The sequence below is a fragment of the Paenibacillus sp. J31R30 genome (assembly GCF_059692115.1).
Genome location: NZ_JCAUAV010000012.1, coordinates 1 through 18,927, shown reverse-complemented (window position 1 = coordinate 18,927; position 18,927 = coordinate 1). Strand labels below are relative to the sequence as shown.

The following is an 18,927-nucleotide window of genomic DNA, read 5'->3' as shown; positions in this document are numbered from 1 at the left end:
GTCACCTTCAAACGTGACTCAGCCGTGTTTTTTACCTATAAAGTAAAAAATTGGTTCGTCTTTACCTTTCTTTATTATATTCGACAAAATACCGCATTTGTCGCTATATACAGTTAATTTTTCCCTACTCTATAATAGTTACATAGTAGTAGATAGAATGGGTACTGAGCTACATTTGAACATGAAATCGAAAAGGGCAAATCATCGGAAACGATGAGACGCAAAGCCATGGCCTAAAGCATGCCAACTCGGATGCTATGGTTGACAGGTTACCGAATTTGAAGGGATGATCCTTTATTCGGGATGATCCTTTTTTTTATGCCGGGAAAATAGTAGGAGGGCTCTCTTATGCATCATTCGCTAACGGAAAGTTATAATTTCGTGCTGGTCCTGCTTTCGTTCGTTATTGCGCTGCTTGCCTCGTTTACGTCCTTGAATTTAGCTCGGAAAGTATCCACTTCGGAAGGATGGCATCAGAAGAGCTGGATCATATGCAGTGCTCTCGTTATGGGCGTAGGCATATGGTCCATGCATTTCATCGCGATGCTAGCTTTCCATTTGCCCAGTGGCGTGACCTATAATATTTCGATTGTCAGTATATCCATTCTTGTAGCGGTCGGAGGCGCACTGGTTGGACTTGTGGTCGCCTTCCAAGCGAGCTCTATCCGTTCAAGGTTCCTTATTGGCGGTACATTCATGGGGATAGCGATTAGCGGCATGCATTATATCGGTATGGCCTCATTACTGCATGTGACGATCCGCTATTCACCCATACCGTTCACGCTATCGATAGTCATCGCCATCCTAGCCTCCATCACGGCGCTTTACTTCTTTTTCAAACGGAACCATCACCGACTCTTCATTAGTAGTCTCATTATGGCGATAGCAATTACAGGCATGCACTATATGGGCATGTCATCCGCTGTGATAACTTTTCCTGCGGTGGCTCCTCCGCATAGTGTCAATGCTGTGAATATGGACTTCATTCTCGTGGCTATGTATGTGGCATTTGGAACCTTGCTCATCTTTGCCATCAGCTTTTTTAGCTCGCTCTCCGTGGATCGGCGATTGTCGGAACAGATTGCGCTTAAAGCTTCTATTTTAGAATCAGCCATCGATTGCATCTTCATGTTCAAATCTCAGGGCTGGATCATTGAATTCAATCCCGCTTCCGAAGCCATATTCGGCTATACGCGTAAAGAAGCGCTGAAACGTACGTTATTCGATCTCCTCTTTCCTTTCGATCAGGATGGACAAGATGCTGCTTTGTTATATCAACTGCTAAGCCAGAAGGCTGAATCCATCATTGGCAAACGGTTTGAAATTATGGCGTACCGTTCAGACCGCAGCAAGTTTCCGGCCGAAATTATCATAACAGCTATTGTTTATGGGGGGAGAACGATATATACGGCTTACCTCCGGGACTTAACGGAAAAAAGGAAATCGGAAGAACTCATTCATCATTTAGCGTACTTCGATCATTTGACTGGATTGCCGAATCGCAATCAATTCAATGAGCTGTTCCAGCATGCTTTAACATATGCCCAACGACACCATGAGACCTTAGGTATTCTGTTTCTGGATATTTATCGGTTCAAATGGATTAATGATTCCTTCGGTCATCTGCTTGGAGACCAAACTTTACAGAAATTTGCTGCTCTACTCGCTAGTTGCTTACCCGAGAATGGTTCCGTCTCCAGACTAAGCGGCGATGAGTTTATCATTTTGCTTCCCCAAGGGAATCAACAATCGATTAGAGTGCAGGCCCAGAACATCATCGCTTTGTTGGAGATTCCTTTTAGCATGGATATTGGGGATATTTATGTTTCTACGAATATTGGTATCTCCATGTATCCCTACGATGGCGATACACAGGAGCTCCTCCTTAAGCATGCAGACCAAGCCATGTATGCCGCCAAAGATCAGGGTCGAAACAATTACCAATTCTTCCAACAAGGTATGACCATGAGACTTCCCCAGAAAACTGTCTTTAAACAATATTCATAGGGTTAACCCCCTCCACTGATTATTCTCCCCCCTTTCAGGGCACGCTAAGCCGAATGGTAATGTAAGGGAATTGGGGGAATTCGCATGATCGAACACATCCGTGCTGAGTTGAACAATCCAGCTGACCTCTTCTATGACACCCTCGACAATGGCTATATGCAAATGGAAGTGAGCTACTTCCCTTCTCTCTGCGATCAGGCTTTAATCAAGAATGGATTGACCATTCCTTATTCCTATTGCTTTAACCCCGAAGAATTCGAACGTATGCTAAACGCTAATCCGGCCTTCGGTAAAGTGGATCAATCGGAGCATTGGACACCCTTGTTACTCAAAGGAACTGTTCTCTTTCAAATAGAAGATCAAGTCTACCGCTTCGACGTACAGCGAAAGTTTCAGGACAAGCCCGACACCGTTCAGGTAGAAGTTGCGATTCAGGGGCCTCAAAGCGCCCTTACCGAAGATTTGGATTTAAATATAAGCCTCGTTCGTATGCGCTATAATGCGCCCTCCCTTTGTGTTGAAAAGCATATAATTGGACAAATTTCGAATACGCGTATTACCGTCCTATATGATAAAAATCTTGTCAATGAAGATGTCCTTGGATTATTAAATGAGCGAATTGCCCGCATACAAATCAAAGTTCTCCAAGCAGCCGGCCAACTCATGCAGTCGCTATCCGGGCGGAGGCATCGCTTTTTCCCTATCATCCTCCAAACCGAGAGGCCAGATCGTATCGCAGCCAATCTTGAACGAGGAAAAATCGCTCTTCTTCAAGATGGAAGCCGATTCGGACTCGTGCTTCCTGTTCGGCTCTTCGATTTCCTGCATGCCATGGATGATGATTATGAATCCTATTGGATGAGCAAGTGCCTAGTCCTGCTCCGCTATTTCGCTATGTTTTTAACAATTACGCTGCCAGCTCTTTATATTGCAATTGTCTCTTATAATCCAGAAGTGCTTCGCGTCCAATTGACACTTTCGATCGCAGGAAGCCGTGTTGTTGTCCCGTATCCGTCCTTTATCGAAGTCTTCATCATGCTATTCATGATAGAAGCCTTGAACGAGGCTAGTCTCAGGCTGCCGCGCTATATTGGCTCTACTGCAACAACGGTTGGGGGCCTCATTCTAGGGCAAGCGATCCAACAAGCTGGGTTAGTCAGCAGTATTATGATCATTGTGACCTCCGTGGTCGCGATTTCTAATTTCGTTATTCCAAATAACGGCTTTGGCTACTCGGTACGCTTCGTTAAATATATTTTTGTGATGGCTTCTATATTCTTTGGGTTACTGGGTGTCGTCGTTCTTGGCTTCATTTTGATTTCCTATTGGTGCAGCCTTAGAAGCTTTGGACAACCTTATTTGGCCCTATACATTCCCAAACTTGAGGCCAAAGCTCACCACCACTTTAGAAAGGGGTCAAAGTAAGTCATGTCGCGGTATACCTACTATCATGTGCTCTATGTCGGCATGATTAACATCATGATGTTTGTCCCCTCTTTGCTGATCCGAGATCGATTCAATGGCGCCGTTTCGGGTATGCTTGTCGCAATGGTTATTGGCTCCATCCTTTCGCTTGGCACTATGGCTTGCTTTGAGCGGTTTCCAGGACTCGGCTTTCCTGAGATCTGTGATCGGTATACCCCCCGTTGGTTTACCCAGGCCAACATCATTTTTGCTGCGTTGTGTCTCTGGCTGCCAGCTGGAATTATCGTTATTTATGCTTACTCCGAGACGGTCCGTATGTTCTTTTATCCAGACATCAACCCCTTTCTGAATTTGTTTCTCATGACAACTGCGGCAGTCTGGGCATGCAGCCGGTCTACACGATCTGTCCAATTTATTCATGAAATCATGGTAATCATCAGCTCGCCCTTGCTCATTTTGTTTATCATGAAAGCTACTTTCAATGAAAATATTAACTGGGATGCTATTCGATATGTAGCTGGATATATCACTAAGCCGCCGTCTTTCATGGTGGTTGCTGCTTCTACCTTTTTATTCTCTGGCTATCTCAGCCTCCTCATTTTCAATCGAATGTACACGGTAGGGTTTAAATTCCGTTTTCGCTGGGTTGTCCCTGTATTTGGTGTTTCCTTTCTGATCATTACTTTCTTTGTGCCCATCGGCTTTCATGGTACGGTAGGGGTTCAAGATTACGTTTACCTCTGGAGTATGACCGCAGATTCCATGCTGACGGAATATGGATTTATTAATCGTGTTTTGTTCGTCTTTCTACTCCTCTTCACAGGGTTGTCGCTGCTGTTCGTCATGAACACATGGCACACGACGATCATGCTGATCCGATACGTCATCAATGGCGCGACCAAAGTTGAAGAAGACCCTGTCCCGTGGATAAACGTATGGATCGGGTTAGGCATCGGCTCACTTGCCTTCCTATTCATGCGTTTCGTCAATTTGGAGCGAAGTCAGCATATTTCCGAATTTTGGTTAGTGCTGCGGTTTTTTCTAGAAATCTATTTCCTTTTCCTGATGCACTATTTCGTAAGGAAGCAAAAAAAGGAACATGTAAACTTATGAAACCATTTCTCACATGCCTAACCGTTATCCTAATCAGTGCTTTCCTTGGCGGATGCAGCTTTAAGGACATTGATAAACGCTTCTTTGTCGTCGCCATGGGTATCGATTCGACCGGCAAAGCGGATAAGCCCTATCTCGTTACGCTGCGGCTTGCCATCCCCGCTTCCAAATTGGGAGAAGGCTTGGCAGAAAGCCAGATCGAATATCAGGAAGCCAAAAGCATCGCGGAAGCCGTTAGAAATCTCAAAGCACATGTCGATAAAGAGATTGATTTCGGGCATTGCCGGATGTTCTTATTTGGGGATAGCTTAGCGAAGGAATCCCTGGAAGAGCCTTTGAATTGGCTTACGCGAAGACGCGACATTCAGTTGATCGCTTATATGGGCATAGCAGAACCTAATGCACGTAAATTACTTGAGGCGAATCCAACAACAGAGAGGCTCGCTGGAAACTCCTTCTTCCTTACGTTTGGCAAAGAAGGAACGGTATCTCCCTATACGGTAACCGAGCTGCTGTTTGACACCTTTCGGCGTTTCAAAGAAAAAGGGATGGATCCCTATTTCCCAATCATTAGCTTTGACGGTGATTCTTACGTCGTCGAGCAGCTTGCTTTACTGAATAAAACCAAGCAGCGTATCACCCTCAATCCGCCGGAGACTCAACTCTACAATATGAGTGCGAATGCGTTCAGCAAGTCGGGGATCGCTATCACTTATAATGGACAGCCGCTTGCTTTCTATGTTGCGCGCGTCTCCCGACACATCTCCATTACGAAAGAGGCTACACCCGTTGTCAAGCTGAGACTCAATCTCACAGGGATGGTTGAACAAGGCGCCTTGGGTTTAAACACTCATGAGGTACAGCCGCTGCTGGAACAGCATGTGAACCAAACATTAGAGGCCCTCCTCTACAAAATTAGGGATGCCAAGGTGGACCCGTATGGGTTCGGCCTTCACTATTTGGGACAGTATTTTGGGAAAGAAAAAGACTGGGCGTATTGGCAATCCGTGTATCCAGAGGTTAAATTCGAGGTGGAAACGCACGTGAAAATCGAGAGTACGGGATTGGTGCATTGAGTTGAGCAGGGGCAGAAGTCAATACTTGAATCGGAACCCGATGGAGCCCGATTCGAGGGAGTTAGTCGGTTTCGTCGACTATCTCCATCTGTGGACCATTTTGGACAGCAAAAAAGGCCTTCCCCTCAGCTAATCGCTTGGTGGGAGGCCTCTCTAGGTATTCATATATATTTGATCAGAATACTTTCCACATGCTCCAAATGCTCGCGCATTGCCCCAGACGCCAGCACAGGATCTCCGCTGCATATCGCTTCGTAAATAACCTTATGCTCCTTCAAAAGCTGAACCGCCACTTCCTGATTCGCATACAGTTCCGCGCGGCGGATATCGCGAATCATCATTTCCATCGCATTGCGGATAGAGTCGCATGTCTGCACCATAATCGCGTTATGCGTCGCTTGCACGAGCAGCTCATGGAAGGCAAGATCGGTTCTTTCCCCCTCCGCATCGTTGCCTACGGAGCTCTCCATGTCTTGCATGATGCGCGCCAGCTGCGCCAAATCTTCGGGCGTTCGTTTCTTCGCTGCAATGGACGCGATCGAAATCTCCAAAGATTGCCTCACTTCCATGAGCTCCAAGAGCGTCGTTCGATTCATGCGAAGCGATGTCCACTCCGGCAGCGTAACCTCGGCAGGCGCTTGCCTGATGACACGGCACGCGCCGCCTTGCCGAATCTCGATGAGACCCATCGCTTTCAAGGCGCTGAGTGCTTCCCTCATCGTGGAACGTCCGACGCCGAAACGCTCGGACAGCTCTTTGGTGGAAGGGAGTTTATCCCCCATCTTCAATTGTCCTTGCACGATCATATCTTTAATCTGCTGAGCGATCTCATCATAGTGATTCTGTTTATGCAGTTTATGAACTTCCATAGTGTACCTCTTCTATCCGATGAGTAGCACGTGCACAATCCCTGGACCATGAACACCAATCGTCAAATCGTTCTCAATGTCCGCCGAACGGCTAGGTCCCGAGATGAAGTGAATACCGGCAGGCAGGTCTTTCCTTGCTATCTGATCGAGTGGGGCGAGAATTTCGCCTAGTCTCGTTTTCAATCGTTCAACAGGCAGCAAGACGACCAATGCCGTTGGGAGCAGGCTCACCGATCTGCCTTTTTCTTTCGATGATAACACAGTTAGCGAGCCTGTGTAAGCCGCCGCATGGTCAGCCATGACGATGCCCAGATCCGCATTGGCTGCGGCAGCCTTCCAGTTGGTGTCCTCATCGGTGTTCCAGATGGCGAGGTCGACTTCCGGGAGAGCATCCGCTAGCTCAAGCGCATGAAGCTCCGCCTGATCCTGATGGATAACACGCTTAATGCTTAACGTGCTCACAAGTTCTTGGATGGTGGCTTTCGCCGCTTCCATCGAAGATACTCGGACCACGTGTCCGCCTGCGGCATGGAAGTTCGCCGTGAAGTTCTCGATGCGTTCTTCTGGGGACCAGTTGAACGCTTTCCAACTATCCGAAGCGCCTTGGAAAGGATGAGCAGGCTTCTCGGTCACTCGCGCACGCCCTAGCTTCTGGGCGATACCTTGGATGAAACGTTCCTGCTCAGCTAGGGACTGCTGATCCAGCTCATTTAACTTCTCCTGCCATTCCGGCGTGATGTCTCGTTTACCCATGATGATGTCCTCCCTTTTTGCCCCGTGCTGCCAATGCCGCAGCCATTCTTGCTTGGATCGCAGGATCGGCCTCCGTAAGTCCATGGCGAATTTCTTGCTCGAGTGTTTTCCAGCCGTCTCGGAAGGATGCTTTCGGAAGGCTCGGCGTTACGCGGTAGGAGTTCCACCCCTTGAGCGGGCCGACTTTCAGACGAATGCCGCCGTCGCGAACGACGAGCTTTTGGCCGATTCTGCCCAGCTTGAGGACGGCATTGAAACGCTTCGCATTCCCCATCACCGCAGCAAAGCCCTTCATACCCGCGGCCTCGACTTTGTCGCCGTGGCCTGCCTCGACCTTGCGCCTGCGCAGTGACACCAGCATGTCGTGCAGTGGAATCTTCACCGGGCATGCTTCATAGCAGGCCCCGCAAAGACTTGATGCGTTGGCGATGTCATCCCATTCCGCGACGTTTTTCTTGAGCGCAGGTGTGAGCACTGCGCCGATTGGCCCGCTGTACGTGCCTCCGTAGGCATGGCCGCCGATATGGCGGTACACCGGGCACGCATTCAAACATGCGCCGCAACGGATACAGTTGAGCAGCTCCTGGAATTCAGGGTCGCCGAGCTGCTGCGAGCGCCCGTTGTCTACGATGATGATGTGCATCTCTTCCGGCCCATCAGCATCTACATCTCTTCTCGGACCTGTAATGCCGGACATGTACACGGTCAGCTTTTGCCCCGTTGCTGAACGAGGAAGCAGCGTCGCCATGACCTCGAGGTCAGCCCAGGTAGGGATAATCCGCTCCATCCCCATGAGCGTGATTTGCGTCTTGGGTACGGTCGTAACCATGCGGGCGTTGCCTTCATTTTCGAACAAGACCATTGATCCGCTCTCTGCAATGGCAAAATTACAGCCCGTCATCCCGATATCCGCTTCTAGGAATTTCTCTCTTAATTTCTTCCGAACATAGCCAGCAAGAATCGTCGTATCCGGGGCCAAAGTCTCCCCAGCATCTTTGGATAATAGCTCGGCGATTTGATATCTATTTTTATGAATAGCTGGAATGATAATATGGGACGGTGTTTCGTCCGCAAGTTGAATGATGTATTCGCCTAGATCGGTCTCAATCGCTTCAACGCCAATGGAGGCCAGCGCTTTGTTCAAATGCAGCTCCTCGGTCACCATCGACTTGGATTTAACGACCGATTTGGCTTGTTTGGCTGCTGCGATTTCCAGGGAAATTTTAACCGCTTCAACATCCGTATCGGCAAAATGCACATGAACACCGTTCGCTCGCGCATTGTTCGCAAACGTCGTTAAGTAATAATCCAAATGCGCGATCGTATGCAGACGAATCTGTCTGCCGCGTTCACGCCAATCGTCCCAGTTCCCGTGATCGGCCGCTGCCTTCAACTTGCCGCCGCGCAGCCGCTCCGTCGTAAACTTAACGGCTTTGCGCAGAAACTCGTCATTTAACGCGATATCTGCCCGTTCCTTAACCGTTGATGACTTCCCCGTCGTGTGACTCATGCGCGCTTCACCCCTTCATACAGCAGCTCAGCCAGATGCATAACTCTTACCGGCTCGTTGCGATAACGCAAATTCCCCGCAATATTCATCAGGCAGGCCAAATCCAAACCAACCAGCACCTCCGCCTCGGTTTCCTTCACATGATCGACTTTCTCCTGCACCATCGCACCGGAAATATCAGCCATTTTCACCGAAAACGTCCCCCCAAAGCCACAGCAATCATCGGCAAAAGGCAGCGGCACCAACTCCAAATCCTTCACGCCTTGCAAAAGGGCAAGCGGCTCTGACTTCACGCCGAGCAGCCTGCTTCCGTGGCAGGACGGATGATACGTCACTTTATGTGGAAAAACAGCACCCAAGTCCGTGATATTAAGGACACTTACAAGGAACTGCGTAAATTCGTACGTTTTGTTCTGAAGCTGCGTGGCTTTCTCCAACCACTCCGGCTCATCCTTAAATAAATTCGCGTAGTGATGAATCATATACGTGCATGAGCCCGAAGGTGAAATCACAAAATCGCTATCCTCAAATGCGGTAAGAATGGTCTTCGCTGTTGCTCTCGCTTCATCCCAGTAGCCGCTGTTATAAGCTGGCTGTCCGCAGCACGTTTGCACTGTCGGCAATTCTAGCAGAACACCGTAATGTCCGAGTAAGCGCGCAATCGCTTCGCCCACCTTGGGATATAATGCATCACTTAGACACGTAATAAATAAGGAAACCTTCATGAGAAGCCCCACTTTCTTTCATAAACTTATCAGGTTGTCAGACAAGTTGAGTTTATCATAAAAACCCTCGTCTTGAGAAGGGGTAAATGGGGTGGATGTGAAATAAACATCACCTACGTTTGTCTTTTCTACTCCGCTTCAAGCTAGAGATACGGAACCTCAGTACGCTATTTTGCCTGAAAAGGGTGTTTTCACGCTCAATGCGGATCCTAGGGACGCTATTTCCGTGTTAAGTGTTGTATTTTCGCTCGAAATGGCCAAATACCGTCCTCTAGTTCCGCTTACCTCTTTACAGCTAGCAAGAAGACCGAAAAGACCAACTGCCGCTAACGGCATGTTGGTCTTTTCGGTCTTCTGATGTTGGTCTTCTGCATTTACTCTTCCGGCTTCACTCTTCTAGTTGCTACTCTTCCACTTCACTGTTCTAATTCTACTCTTCCAGTTTCACACAACCTTATTTCTTCTTATAAAACTCCTGCCCAGCCGTAATGACCTCTTGACCGCCTGCTGCCAGCCACTTCTTCTGCAGTTCATCCCACGCAGCGTCAAAGTTGTCACCCATAATCGCCTTCAACCAGCCTTCACCAAATGTCGATCTTAGTTTCGTTTGGTCACCAAGTACTTTGTCATCAAACACGTTCATTAATGGTGGCGCCATGGCATATTTAGCGTTAGTAGCGAACCAATCCGGGAATTTGCCCTCTGCCATTTCTGTCGTAATCCACGGCACTAAGTTCTTAAACGCTTCGTCATAGTTATAATTTTTTTCCTTGATTGGAATATACGCATATTCAAAATAGTTCATCGCGCCCCATGCTAATGGGTACAGATAACCGTTTTTCTTCGTATCCCAGTCTTTATCTGCTTCAGCCTTATTAATGTTATACACTCTGCGGCCATTTTCTTCTTTCATATCGGTAAAATGGATTCCCTTAATTCCGAACTCCGTTAGCTCTCTGCCTTCCTGAGTTAGCGTATACTCAATAAGCTCCATAACCTTTTCTGGGTTTTTGGACGTTTTTGGAATGACGTTTCCTCTCCAGAAACCGCCAGAGTGACCTAAGTTCGCAGGTACGCCATCCGCACCTTTAAGTGGCGGCAGGTAGGCGATTTTCGCATTAGGATTCACCGCCTTGGCCTTATCTAGGAATAAGTCCGGCTTCGTTGTCGCTGCCATACCGTATTTGCCTGCTCCGAAGTCATCGGACTCAGGACCTTGAGCACCATCCGGTTTTAAGCTGAGCCAATCCTTATTAATCAGATCTTCTTTTAATAGCTTTCTATAGAAAGCGGCTGCATCTTTGGCTTGTGAGGAAACTTCGTAACGTGTGATGCTGCCGTCTTTTTGAGCTACCCAGTTGTCTGTCCGGCCAGCAATGGCAAACGATTTGGAAATTAACTGTCCAAGCTGTGTAATGGAGGGATCTGACATACCGCTGGCACGCGTATACACACCGTACGTATCAGCTTTACCGTTTTTATCCGGATCTTTCTCTTTAAAAGCTTTAGCAACGTTATAGAATTCCTCAAGCGTCGTAGGCATGCTTAAGCCTAGGTTTTCTAGCCAATCTGTCCGAATAACCCAGCCCCACTGCATCGGAGCAAGTCCTAGCGGTTTGAAGTACGATTTGCCATCGATCTTAAAGCCTTTATACACTTCCGAATTGACAATCGCATTGATGTTCGGATATTTCCCGCTTTTCAAATAATTATCATAAGGGATAATGAGGTCGTTCTTCGCCCATTCATTGATCGTCTTTCCAGCATCTGCAGTTGCGAGGTCAAAGTTTTCGCCTGATGCCATCATGAGGTTAAGTTTATTGGCAAATTGATCACTTGGAATACTGACAATTTCAATCTTCGTGTTCGTACGTTTCTGCAATTCTAGAAGGATGCGGTCCTTTTGAGGATCCTGCTCGTTCGCTGCTCGTACCCAACGGATGGGAACGGGCTCAGTCGCTTTTTGATCTTTTGCTGTGCTGCCGGCTGCTGCTGTAGCTGTTGCTGTAACTGCTGGCTGCTCTTGCTTCGAACATCCGCTAAGTACCGTAGCTGCAAGTAAAACTGACATAGACAAAGGCAGAATCATTTTTAAGTTTTTCATCTTTTTTACCTCTCCCTTTTAATTTCTGTGTTGCATGTGTTGTTTATGTAATCCACCAAGTGGGGATTGCCCTTATTCCTTTACTGCACCCATCATAATGCCTTTGGTAAAGTATTTCTGGATGAAGGGATAAATCAGAAGGACAGGAATCATCCCAACGACAATGCAAGCCATTTTGAACTGCTCCATATTAGAACCCGAAGTCATGACACCTACCTCAGCGGTAACCATATCCTGAATAATCATCTGCCTCAATAACACCTGCAGCGGAAACATATCATTAGAGTTAATGAATAGTGTTGCTAAGAAGTAGTCATTCCATAAGGCTACGCCATAAAATAAACTGATCGCAGCAAATACTGGCATCGAGATGGGAATAATGATTTTAAACAAAATTTGAATATCGTTGTAGCCATCAATTTTGGCGGCTTCTTCTAAGCTTGGCGGAATACTGGCGAAATAGTTTTTCATAATAATCAAATTGTAAGTTGAGATCGCTGTAGGTAATACCAAAGCCCAAATGGTATCGATGAGGTGTAAATTTTTAACCAAAATATAGAAAGGCACTAATCCACCACTGAAAAACATCGTAAATACGATTAAACGAAAGATCATGGCTCTACCTGGCAGATCCTTCTTCGATAGGGCATACGCACCACAACTCGTTAGAATCATGCTTATGGTTGTTCCCAGCGCCGTAATTTCTACCGATCGGAAGAGAGCTCTTACAATGCCTCCAAGGCTGCCAAATGCTCTTTTATATTCGGTCAGACTGAAGCTCTTCGGAATGAGATGGTAAGGATCTGTTAAATATACATCCTGCGTGGAAAAAGAGATAACTAAGATTCTCCATAGCGGCAGTATAATGAGTAGGGCTGATAGCCCTAGCATGAGATAAATGATGACATCAATTGTGGAAAATCTTTTTTGGATATACATGATGTGAACTCCTCCCCGTATTAATAAACGCCCTCTTGGCCGAATGCCTTGACGATGCGATTGGAAACAATCAACAATACTGCGCAGATCACAGACTTCAGAATACCCGCTGCTGCTGCAAAGCTAAATTTGTTATCGCCTAACGCCGTTCTAAAAATGTAGGTATCCAGAATATCGCCCGTCTCATAAACCATCGGATTGTAGAAGTTATATACCTGGTCAAAGCCCCAAGTCAAAACCTTCCCGATAATTAAGATAAACATGATCAGAATTACATTCCGTATGCCAGGGATGGTTACATTCCACATTAAGGACCATCTGCCGGCGCCATCCATGACACCTGCTTCATAATGTTCGGTATTAATGCTAGCCATGGCGGCAATATAGATGACAGTCGCAAAGCCCGCCTCTTTCCAAATATCTGTTAAAATTAGGATCGGCCTAAATGTATTCGGATTGGTCAGCAGGTCTGTCGCTCCGTCTTTAAAGAAGGCGGCAAGAATGCCTGTCTCTGGACTGAAAAACGTAATAAAGATGGAAGCCACGATAACCCACGATATAAAATGCGGTAAATAGATAATCGTTTGAACGACCTTGCGGAATTTCAGATGCCTGACTTCGTTTAACAGCAATGCAATCACAATTGGAATCGGGAACTGGGTAAGCAAACGGTAGACCGCAATAATAACGGTATTCCAAAAGGCACGCCAGAAATCTTCTTCGCCGAACAATTCTTTGAAATGCTTTAGGCCTACAAACGGGCTGTTGAAAAACCCCTTGCTCATGGTGTAGTCTTGAAACGCCATCGTGATCCCATACATGGGCACATAACAGAAGATCACATACCAGACCAGCAGTGGGATGAGCATGAGATACATATATTTATACTTCAATATCAGCTGCACATTTTTCTTAAAACGACGCTCCTTCGTCTCTTTCTTCGTATACAGGTTGGAGGTCTTAATTACGTCAGTATCCATGTCTCTACTCCTTAACGGTTTCTATTGGACATCCAGTAGTGGTGCTCCTTGGTCTAATTATAAAGCGTTTACAAGTAGGCTTGGTATGACTCAAACATAACATTTGGTCCGTTTTTTTAACCTCTTTCTGTACTGGGAAAAGAGAGGTAAGACTGCGTCGAGTGCCCTTAGCGGAACGATCAAGTCGATTTTTTCGACTTAGGGAGCCCACTGGGGCCCTTACGAGCCTCCTAAGTCGATTTTTTCGACTTAGGGAACACACTCGGGCCCTTTCGCACCTCCTAAGTCGATTTTTTCGACTTAGGGAACACACTAGGGCCCTTTCGCACCTCCTAAGTCGATTTTTTCGACTTAGGGAGCCCGCACAGGCCCTTACGCACCCCCTAAGTCGATTTTTTCGACTTAGGGAACCCACTCGGGCCCTTTCGCACCTCCTAAGTCGATTTTTTCGACTTAGGGAACACACTGGGGCCCTTTCGAACCTCCTAAGTCGATTTTTTCGACTTAGGGATCACACTCGGGCCCTTTCGCACCTACTAAGTCGATTTTTTCGACTTAGGGAACACACTCGGGCCCTTTCGCACCTCCTAAGTCGATTTTTTCGACTTAGGGAACACACTCGGGCCCTTTCGCACCTCCTAAGTCGATTTTTTCGACTTAGGGAACACACTCGGGCCCTTTCGCACCCCTAAGTCGATTTTTTCGACTTAGGGATCACACTAGGGCCCTTTCGCACCTCCTAAGTCGATTTTTTCGACTTAGGGAACACACTAGGGCCCTTTCGCACCTCCTAAGTCGATTTTTCCGACTTAGGGATCCCACTAGGGCCCTTTCGCACCTCCTAAGTCGACTTTTTCGACTTAGGGAACACACTCGGGCCCTTTCGCACCCCTAAGTCGATTTTTTCGACTTAGGGAGCCCTCAGTGACCGAAAAAAAACAGCAAGGCTACTTATAATAAGTAACCTTGCTGCGCGATGAGTGGGAAATACATGTTGACCGTAGTCCCTTTTCCTAACGTACTCTCTACGTCAATCCCGTATGCTTCTCCAAAATACAGCTTAATTCGTTCATGCACATTGGTGATCCCGATGCTCTCACCTTTCATTTTTCCTTCAAGTGTCGCCTTGATTTCCATCAGCTTGGCTTCTGTAATTCCTACGCCATCGTCACTGACGGTGATCTGCAGCCTGTCCGCCATTTTTCGCACGTCGATGACGATCGTGCCGCCATGTTCAGTTACCTCCAGACCGTGGTAAATGGCATTTTCCACGATCGGCTGCAGCGTCAGCTTCAGCACCGGAATTTCCAACATGTCGTCACTCACGTCATAGCGGAGCTTTATTTTATCCCCGAACCTCATCTGCAGGATATCCACATACGTTTTCACATGATCAATTTCCTCACTTAGTTTCACGACCTTTTCTCCACGAGTAATACTGGTCTTAAACAAGGCGATCAGCAGTTTGATCATTTTCTCTGTTCTTGGATCCTTCGCAAAAGCCATATATTGTGCTGTTTTTAACGTGTTGTACAAGAAATGAGGATTGATCTGTGATTGGAGAAGGTTTAATTCATATTCCTTAGCCTTCAGCTCAGCATCTTTTACCATCACATCGGAAATAAATTTTTCTTCAATAAGCAGGTTAATCCGCTCCAGCATCTCATTAAAGCTATTGCCTAATTCATAGATTTCATCCACCGAAGTACTCTTAAAGCGCGCTTGCAGGTTGCCTCTTTTCACGTTCCTGACCGTTTTGAGCAAGGAGGAAATGTTCATTAACAGGATTGAAGAAAAGCCATACGAGAACCCGACAGTTATGAAAATGAGTCCAAAAAGAACCACTAAACTGTAAATCAGAATGTATTCATTTTCATTAAAGTTCTTCAATAGGAAGACTAAACTCCACCCATTTTCTTCAAAGAACTTCGAAATCATGAGGAAATTGTTACCGTCTTCGCGGAAGGATACTCTTTCATTCGCTTCAAAGGAAGGTTGATTGTTCTGCAATACCTCCGATAAGCTTGTCTTTTGACTTCGGCCGATATCACTGAATATATCTTTGCCTGAAGGATCTACCAGATATACATCCAGGTAGCTATACTTCGTAAACACATTCAACATCTTCTCAATATCTTCCCCATTGAAATCGACCAAAATAAACCCTAACAGTTTGCCTGCCTCAATGCCGTCTGCCACACCTCTAATTTGCATGCCCACACGAATGCCCTTCTTATTAAAAGGGGAATCCGTATAGCTTCGCCACAATAGCTTGCTAAAATGGTCTCGTACATAGTCTAGATCTGATTTGGCGTCAGGGCGCAGCATGAAGGGTCTTCCGTAAGTAGAGGAATAGACCAAGCGTTCATTTGCGTTATAAAGCGTAATGTTCGATATGCCTTTATCAAATAAATTTCGGGTCAAAATAATATTATTCATCGCATCCCGAATCTCTTCGTCTACGTCTTTGGATGTGCTGGTATCCAGCAGCTTTTGAACCTTATCGTTGAAGGAAGACGTCTCAATCGTCAGCCTTCGATAGTTACTATAGACGAAATCCATCTGTTGATAGAGAATTTGAGCGCTGTATTCAAAGACAGACCCTACCTTGCTTTCAACGGTGTTCTTAGCCGATATGTAGGAGCTGCCTGTAATTAATACAACGGGAATCGTGACGATGGCAGCGTTCAACAAAAGCAGTGTCAGTTTGAAGCTGATTCTCCTCTTCGACAGGGCCATTGGCTTATTTTCAAGGTTGTTGTGATTCAGTAGGCTGATTTGCTGCTCCATATGTTTAATGGGCTTAACAATTTTTTTGCTCGTAATGGCGAGTGCCAAGATCGATAAAATTAGGCAGATTAGCCCTACCCGAATATTCAAATTCAGATTGTTCGCAATGGATTGCTGCAGCTTATCGAAGGTAAACGTATTGGTAATCGTCCAGCCTTCAAAGTTCAGTGGATTTTTAAATGAATATTTCTGATCCGTTAATTCGCCTGCATGTGGAATGTTGGAAACCTCCGCAGAGTTCCCCGTATGGTCCGTTATGAAGATCCCATTTCCTGCAAACGACATCTCTTCGATAAGCTTGGTACTCAAAACGACAACCATATGTGCCTTGATTTCATTCGTATATGGTTCAAAAATAGGGCTTATAATCGCTAATCTTTCGTAGCTTCCCTCTGTATACCGATCAAGGAAAAACTGACTTTCCTCGTTTTGCAGCGAGGGTTTCTTTAATGTGTTATAGAACGCTGCAGAACCATACTTGTCATAGTCTTTTCCTACCGAATTATTAGCCTTGATAAATATATTGCGATTGTAATCAACAACAAGGACAGCATCGACTTTATCATTCGTTAAAATCAGACTTTTCAGAAACTCCTCGTAGTCCTTTTGCGCTTTGATGAGTTCATAGGGGTCTGATTCATTGGAACTGATAATCCGGTCAAAGTACTCGTTTTTCATCGACAAACTCACCGTATTCGCGATTTCAGCCAAATAAGTATTCGCCTTTTCTACCGCTGCGCCTGTCGCAATTTCATTAACACGTTCAAACTGAAACAGAATGAAGCGATTCGTGACCAAGTTACAGGTGAGGGTAGTTAAGGCGATTGAAATCACGGAAAAGATAATACCGGTCAAAATAATTTTCTTCTCCAGTGACTTTTTAAAGTTAAATAGTCTCATATAGACTCCTCATCAGCTTTAGGTTACCCTTTGTATTTTTCTCTATATTCCAATGGCGTAAGTCCTGTCACGTTTCTGAAAAGTTCACTAAAATAACGAGGCTTCTCATACCCCACCAACGTTGAAATTTCATATACTTTATAGTTAATATCCTTTAATAATCGTTTGGCTTCCTCCATCCGTGCTTCGGTGAGGATATATTTAAACGTATTTCCCAGATCCTTACTGAAAAGCCTAGATAGATGCACAGGATGAACATTGACGAATCTGGCTAATTCCTCAAGGCTGATTTGTTCCGCATAATTTTTCTTGATATAGTCTAGTGCTTCATCTACAATTCTTCTGTTTTTCATGTTATTTTCTTCATTCAGCAGCTCAAATGCCTCAATCGTAAACGCTTCCAACTTCTTGAAAATCATCGCGATCGTTTCACAATAACTAATTTCCTTGATGATATAGTTCGTTCTCTCCAGAAACACATCTGATTTTCTACCCATTTCTCCCAATGCGTTGAATATGGCCAAAACCAATTTAACAGCAAAGCCCGATATCATATCCATCTCTGTTAATTTGGAATCCATCCATTCCTTCTTGAGTGCTTCCAGGTATTCCATTAATTTCACATGCGCTTTGCCATTAACAAGCAGCATAATTTCTTTCATTAACTTCTCTTCTTCCGTGAAGGTAAATATACGCTTACTGTTAGTCTCTAGCTCTGTATAATTGATCATCCCATTACCGGTGTAAGCTTTATTCAGGAAGGCCTGCCTAATGGTTAGATACGAATGACAAAGCTCCTGTACATTAGCTGCCGTACTTCCAATCACACAAGAAATATCCAGGCATTCCTCTTCATTTTTCTTAACCATGCCTAGCTCTTCTTTTAAATTGCTATATACCTCTGTGACCGTTTGCACAAAATGAGGTTCAGGAAGCGTCCCTAACATACAGAACATCTCATTTAATGCGATAACCGTCCCTTTATTGGGAATTTCGATATGCTCAACTAAATATCCCCGGATGAATTCATGAATACTACGTACTCTGTCTGCCCCGGAATAAAAGGTCATATGCTTATATTCATCCATGCGAATCAACGCAAGGCGATATTCTTTATTCTCAGGAATAACACCCATTTTCTGAATCATTGTGATCGTGTTCTCATCCATATCCGAATGACTTTCGATCATTTCTTTAAAAAATGTCTCCCGCTGCCTCCAGAAATCTTCGCTATCCATTCGGATTTGATTTTCTTTATCCAACACATCTCTAAGTTTAGTAAAATGAGTAACAATTTCATCTTCCCCATCGGACTTTAAAATGTAGCCATAAATCCCACACTCCAAGCCTTTCCTTGCATAGTCAAATTCATTGAAAGCACTGAATAGGGTAACCTTCGTTTGGGGAAACCTGCTTTTTACCTCCATAGCCAATTCCAGACCATTCAGTACCGGCATACGGATATCGGTTAGAATCGCATCTACTTCTGTCTGATCTAGAAACTCCAGTGCCTTGTAGCCATTCTCACATACCCCTGCGACTTCAAATCCTATGGCATTCCAATCAATAATGGATGGCAGAACTGTCCTGAAAATCGCTTCATCTTCAACAATAAGCAGCTTGTACAAGCCCATTCACCTCCTGCATATATTGTAACACGGAAGTGGGGGGGGGGGGGGGGGGTACCACCAAAATAAAACCCACCCAAGAACAAGAGATAGAGAAACAAAAAAAAA

13 protein-coding genes and 1 riboswitch are annotated in these 18,927 nt (G+C 45.6%); of the genes, 4 read left to right on the top strand and 9 right to left on the bottom strand.

Features of this window, described 5'->3' with window-relative positions:
- Positions 1 to 185 precede the first annotated feature (185 nt).
- A riboswitch (cyclic di-GMP riboswitch) is annotated at positions 186 to 277 on the top strand.
- A gap of 71 nt (positions 278 to 348) precedes the next feature.
- The 4 genes from AC58QO_RS27190 (at position 349) to AC58QO_RS27175 (ending at position 5,621) form a co-directional block, all read left to right on the top strand.
- Positions 349 to 2,007: a diguanylate cyclase domain-containing protein gene (locus tag AC58QO_RS27190; RefSeq protein ID WP_497271077.1), complete on the top strand. Its 1,659-nt coding sequence runs from the start codon at positions 349 to 351 to the stop codon at positions 2,005 to 2,007.
- 84 nt (positions 2,008 to 2,091) lie between these two features.
- Entirely contained in the window at positions 2,092 to 3,432 is a 1,341-nt protein-coding gene (locus AC58QO_RS27185) for a spore germination protein (protein ID WP_497271075.1), read from the top strand.
- A 3-nt stretch (positions 3,433 to 3,435) separates the two neighbouring features.
- Positions 3,436 to 4,545 (top strand): hypothetical protein, encoded by a 1,110-nt coding sequence (locus tag AC58QO_RS27180; RefSeq protein ID WP_497271074.1) that lies wholly within the window; start codon positions 3,436 to 3,438, stop codon positions 4,543 to 4,545.
- Positions 4,542 to 5,621: a Ger(x)C family spore germination protein gene (locus tag AC58QO_RS27175; RefSeq protein WP_497271073.1), complete on the top strand. Its 1,080-nt coding sequence runs from the start codon at positions 4,542 to 4,544 to the stop codon at positions 5,619 to 5,621. Before AC58QO_RS27180 ends, AC58QO_RS27175 begins: the two co-directional genes overlap by 4 nt.
- A gap of 161 nt (positions 5,622 to 5,782) precedes the next feature.
- Here AC58QO_RS27175 and AC58QO_RS27170 read toward each other — a convergent pair whose 3' ends face one another.
- The 9 genes from AC58QO_RS27170 to AC58QO_RS27130 form a co-directional block, all read right to left on the bottom strand.
- Positions 5,783 to 6,490, bottom strand: coding sequence for a FadR/GntR family transcriptional regulator (locus AC58QO_RS27170; RefSeq protein ID WP_497271071.1), 708 nt, complete (start codon positions 6,488 to 6,490; stop codon positions 5,783 to 5,785).
- A 12-nt stretch (positions 6,491 to 6,502) separates the two neighbouring features.
- Positions 6,503 to 7,243, bottom strand: a complete 741-nt coding sequence (locus AC58QO_RS27165) for a LutC/YkgG family protein (protein WP_497271069.1) — start codon at positions 7,241 to 7,243, stop codon at positions 6,503 to 6,505.
- Entirely contained in the window at positions 7,236 to 8,753 is a 1,518-nt protein-coding gene (locus tag AC58QO_RS27160) for a LutB/LldF family L-lactate oxidation iron-sulfur protein (protein WP_497271067.1), read from the bottom strand. The genes AC58QO_RS27165 and AC58QO_RS27160 overlap by 8 nt, the downstream gene beginning before the upstream one ends.
- Positions 8,750 to 9,478, bottom strand: coding sequence for a (Fe-S)-binding protein (locus AC58QO_RS27155; protein ID WP_497271065.1), 729 nt, complete (start codon positions 9,476 to 9,478; stop codon positions 8,750 to 8,752). The genes AC58QO_RS27160 and AC58QO_RS27155 overlap by 4 nt, the downstream gene beginning before the upstream one ends.
- Before the next feature lie 454 nt (positions 9,479 to 9,932).
- Positions 9,933 to 11,582, bottom strand: coding sequence for an extracellular solute-binding protein (locus tag AC58QO_RS27150; protein ID WP_497271063.1), 1,650 nt, complete (start codon positions 11,580 to 11,582; stop codon positions 9,933 to 9,935).
- Positions 11,583 to 11,654: 72 nt separating this feature from the next.
- Positions 11,655 to 12,521, bottom strand: a complete 867-nt coding sequence (locus tag AC58QO_RS27145) for a carbohydrate ABC transporter permease (protein WP_497271061.1) — start codon at positions 12,519 to 12,521, stop codon at positions 11,655 to 11,657.
- 20 nt (positions 12,522 to 12,541) lie between these two features.
- A complete protein-coding gene (locus AC58QO_RS27140; RefSeq protein WP_497271059.1) occupies positions 12,542 to 13,501 on the bottom strand; it encodes an ABC transporter permease in 960 nt (319 codons plus the stop codon).
- 951 nt (positions 13,502 to 14,452) lie between these two features.
- Positions 14,453 to 17,191, bottom strand: a complete 2,739-nt coding sequence (locus AC58QO_RS27135; protein WP_497271057.1) for a sensor histidine kinase — start codon at positions 17,189 to 17,191, stop codon at positions 14,453 to 14,455.
- A gap of 23 nt (positions 17,192 to 17,214) precedes the next feature.
- Positions 17,215 to 18,819: a response regulator transcription factor gene (locus AC58QO_RS27130; protein WP_497271055.1), complete on the bottom strand. Its 1,605-nt coding sequence runs from the start codon at positions 18,817 to 18,819 to the stop codon at positions 17,215 to 17,217.
- Positions 18,820 to 18,927 lie beyond the last annotated feature (108 nt).

What these genes read in the sequence shown, in the direction of transcription:
- AC58QO_RS27150 (WP_497271063.1), bottom strand. Translation starts at nt 11,582, where the DNA reads ATGAAAAACTTAAAAATGATTCTGCCTTTGTCTATGTCAGTTTTACTT.
- AC58QO_RS27160 (WP_497271067.1), bottom strand. Translation starts at nt 8,753, where the DNA reads ATGAGTCACACGACGGGGAAGTCATCAACGGTTAAGGAACGGGCAGAT.
- AC58QO_RS27175 (WP_497271073.1), top strand. Translation starts at nt 4,542, where the DNA reads ATGAAACCATTTCTCACATGCCTAACCGTTATCCTAATCAGTGCTTTC.
- AC58QO_RS27170 (WP_497271071.1), bottom strand. Translation starts at nt 6,490, where the DNA reads ATGGAAGTTCATAAACTGCATAAACAGAATCACTATGATGAGATCGCT.
- AC58QO_RS27135 (WP_497271057.1), bottom strand. Translation starts at nt 17,191, where the DNA reads ATGAGACTATTTAACTTTAAAAAGTCACTGGAGAAGAAAATTATTTTG.
- AC58QO_RS27190 (WP_497271077.1), top strand. Translation starts at nt 349, where the DNA reads ATGCATCATTCGCTAACGGAAAGTTATAATTTCGTGCTGGTCCTGCTT.
- AC58QO_RS27155 (WP_497271065.1), bottom strand. Translation starts at nt 9,478, where the DNA reads ATGAAGGTTTCCTTATTTATTACGTGTCTAAGTGATGCATTATATCCC.
- AC58QO_RS27185 (WP_497271075.1), top strand. Translation starts at nt 2,092, where the DNA reads ATGATCGAACACATCCGTGCTGAGTTGAACAATCCAGCTGACCTCTTC.
- AC58QO_RS27145 (WP_497271061.1), bottom strand. Translation starts at nt 12,521, where the DNA reads ATGTATATCCAAAAAAGATTTTCCACAATTGATGTCATCATTTATCTC.
- AC58QO_RS27180 (WP_497271074.1), top strand. Translation starts at nt 3,436, where the DNA reads ATGTCGCGGTATACCTACTATCATGTGCTCTATGTCGGCATGATTAAC.
- AC58QO_RS27140 (WP_497271059.1), bottom strand. Translation starts at nt 13,501, where the DNA reads ATGGATACTGACGTAATTAAGACCTCCAACCTGTATACGAAGAAAGAG.
- AC58QO_RS27165 (WP_497271069.1), bottom strand. Translation starts at nt 7,243, where the DNA reads ATGGGTAAACGAGACATCACGCCGGAATGGCAGGAGAAGTTAAATGAG.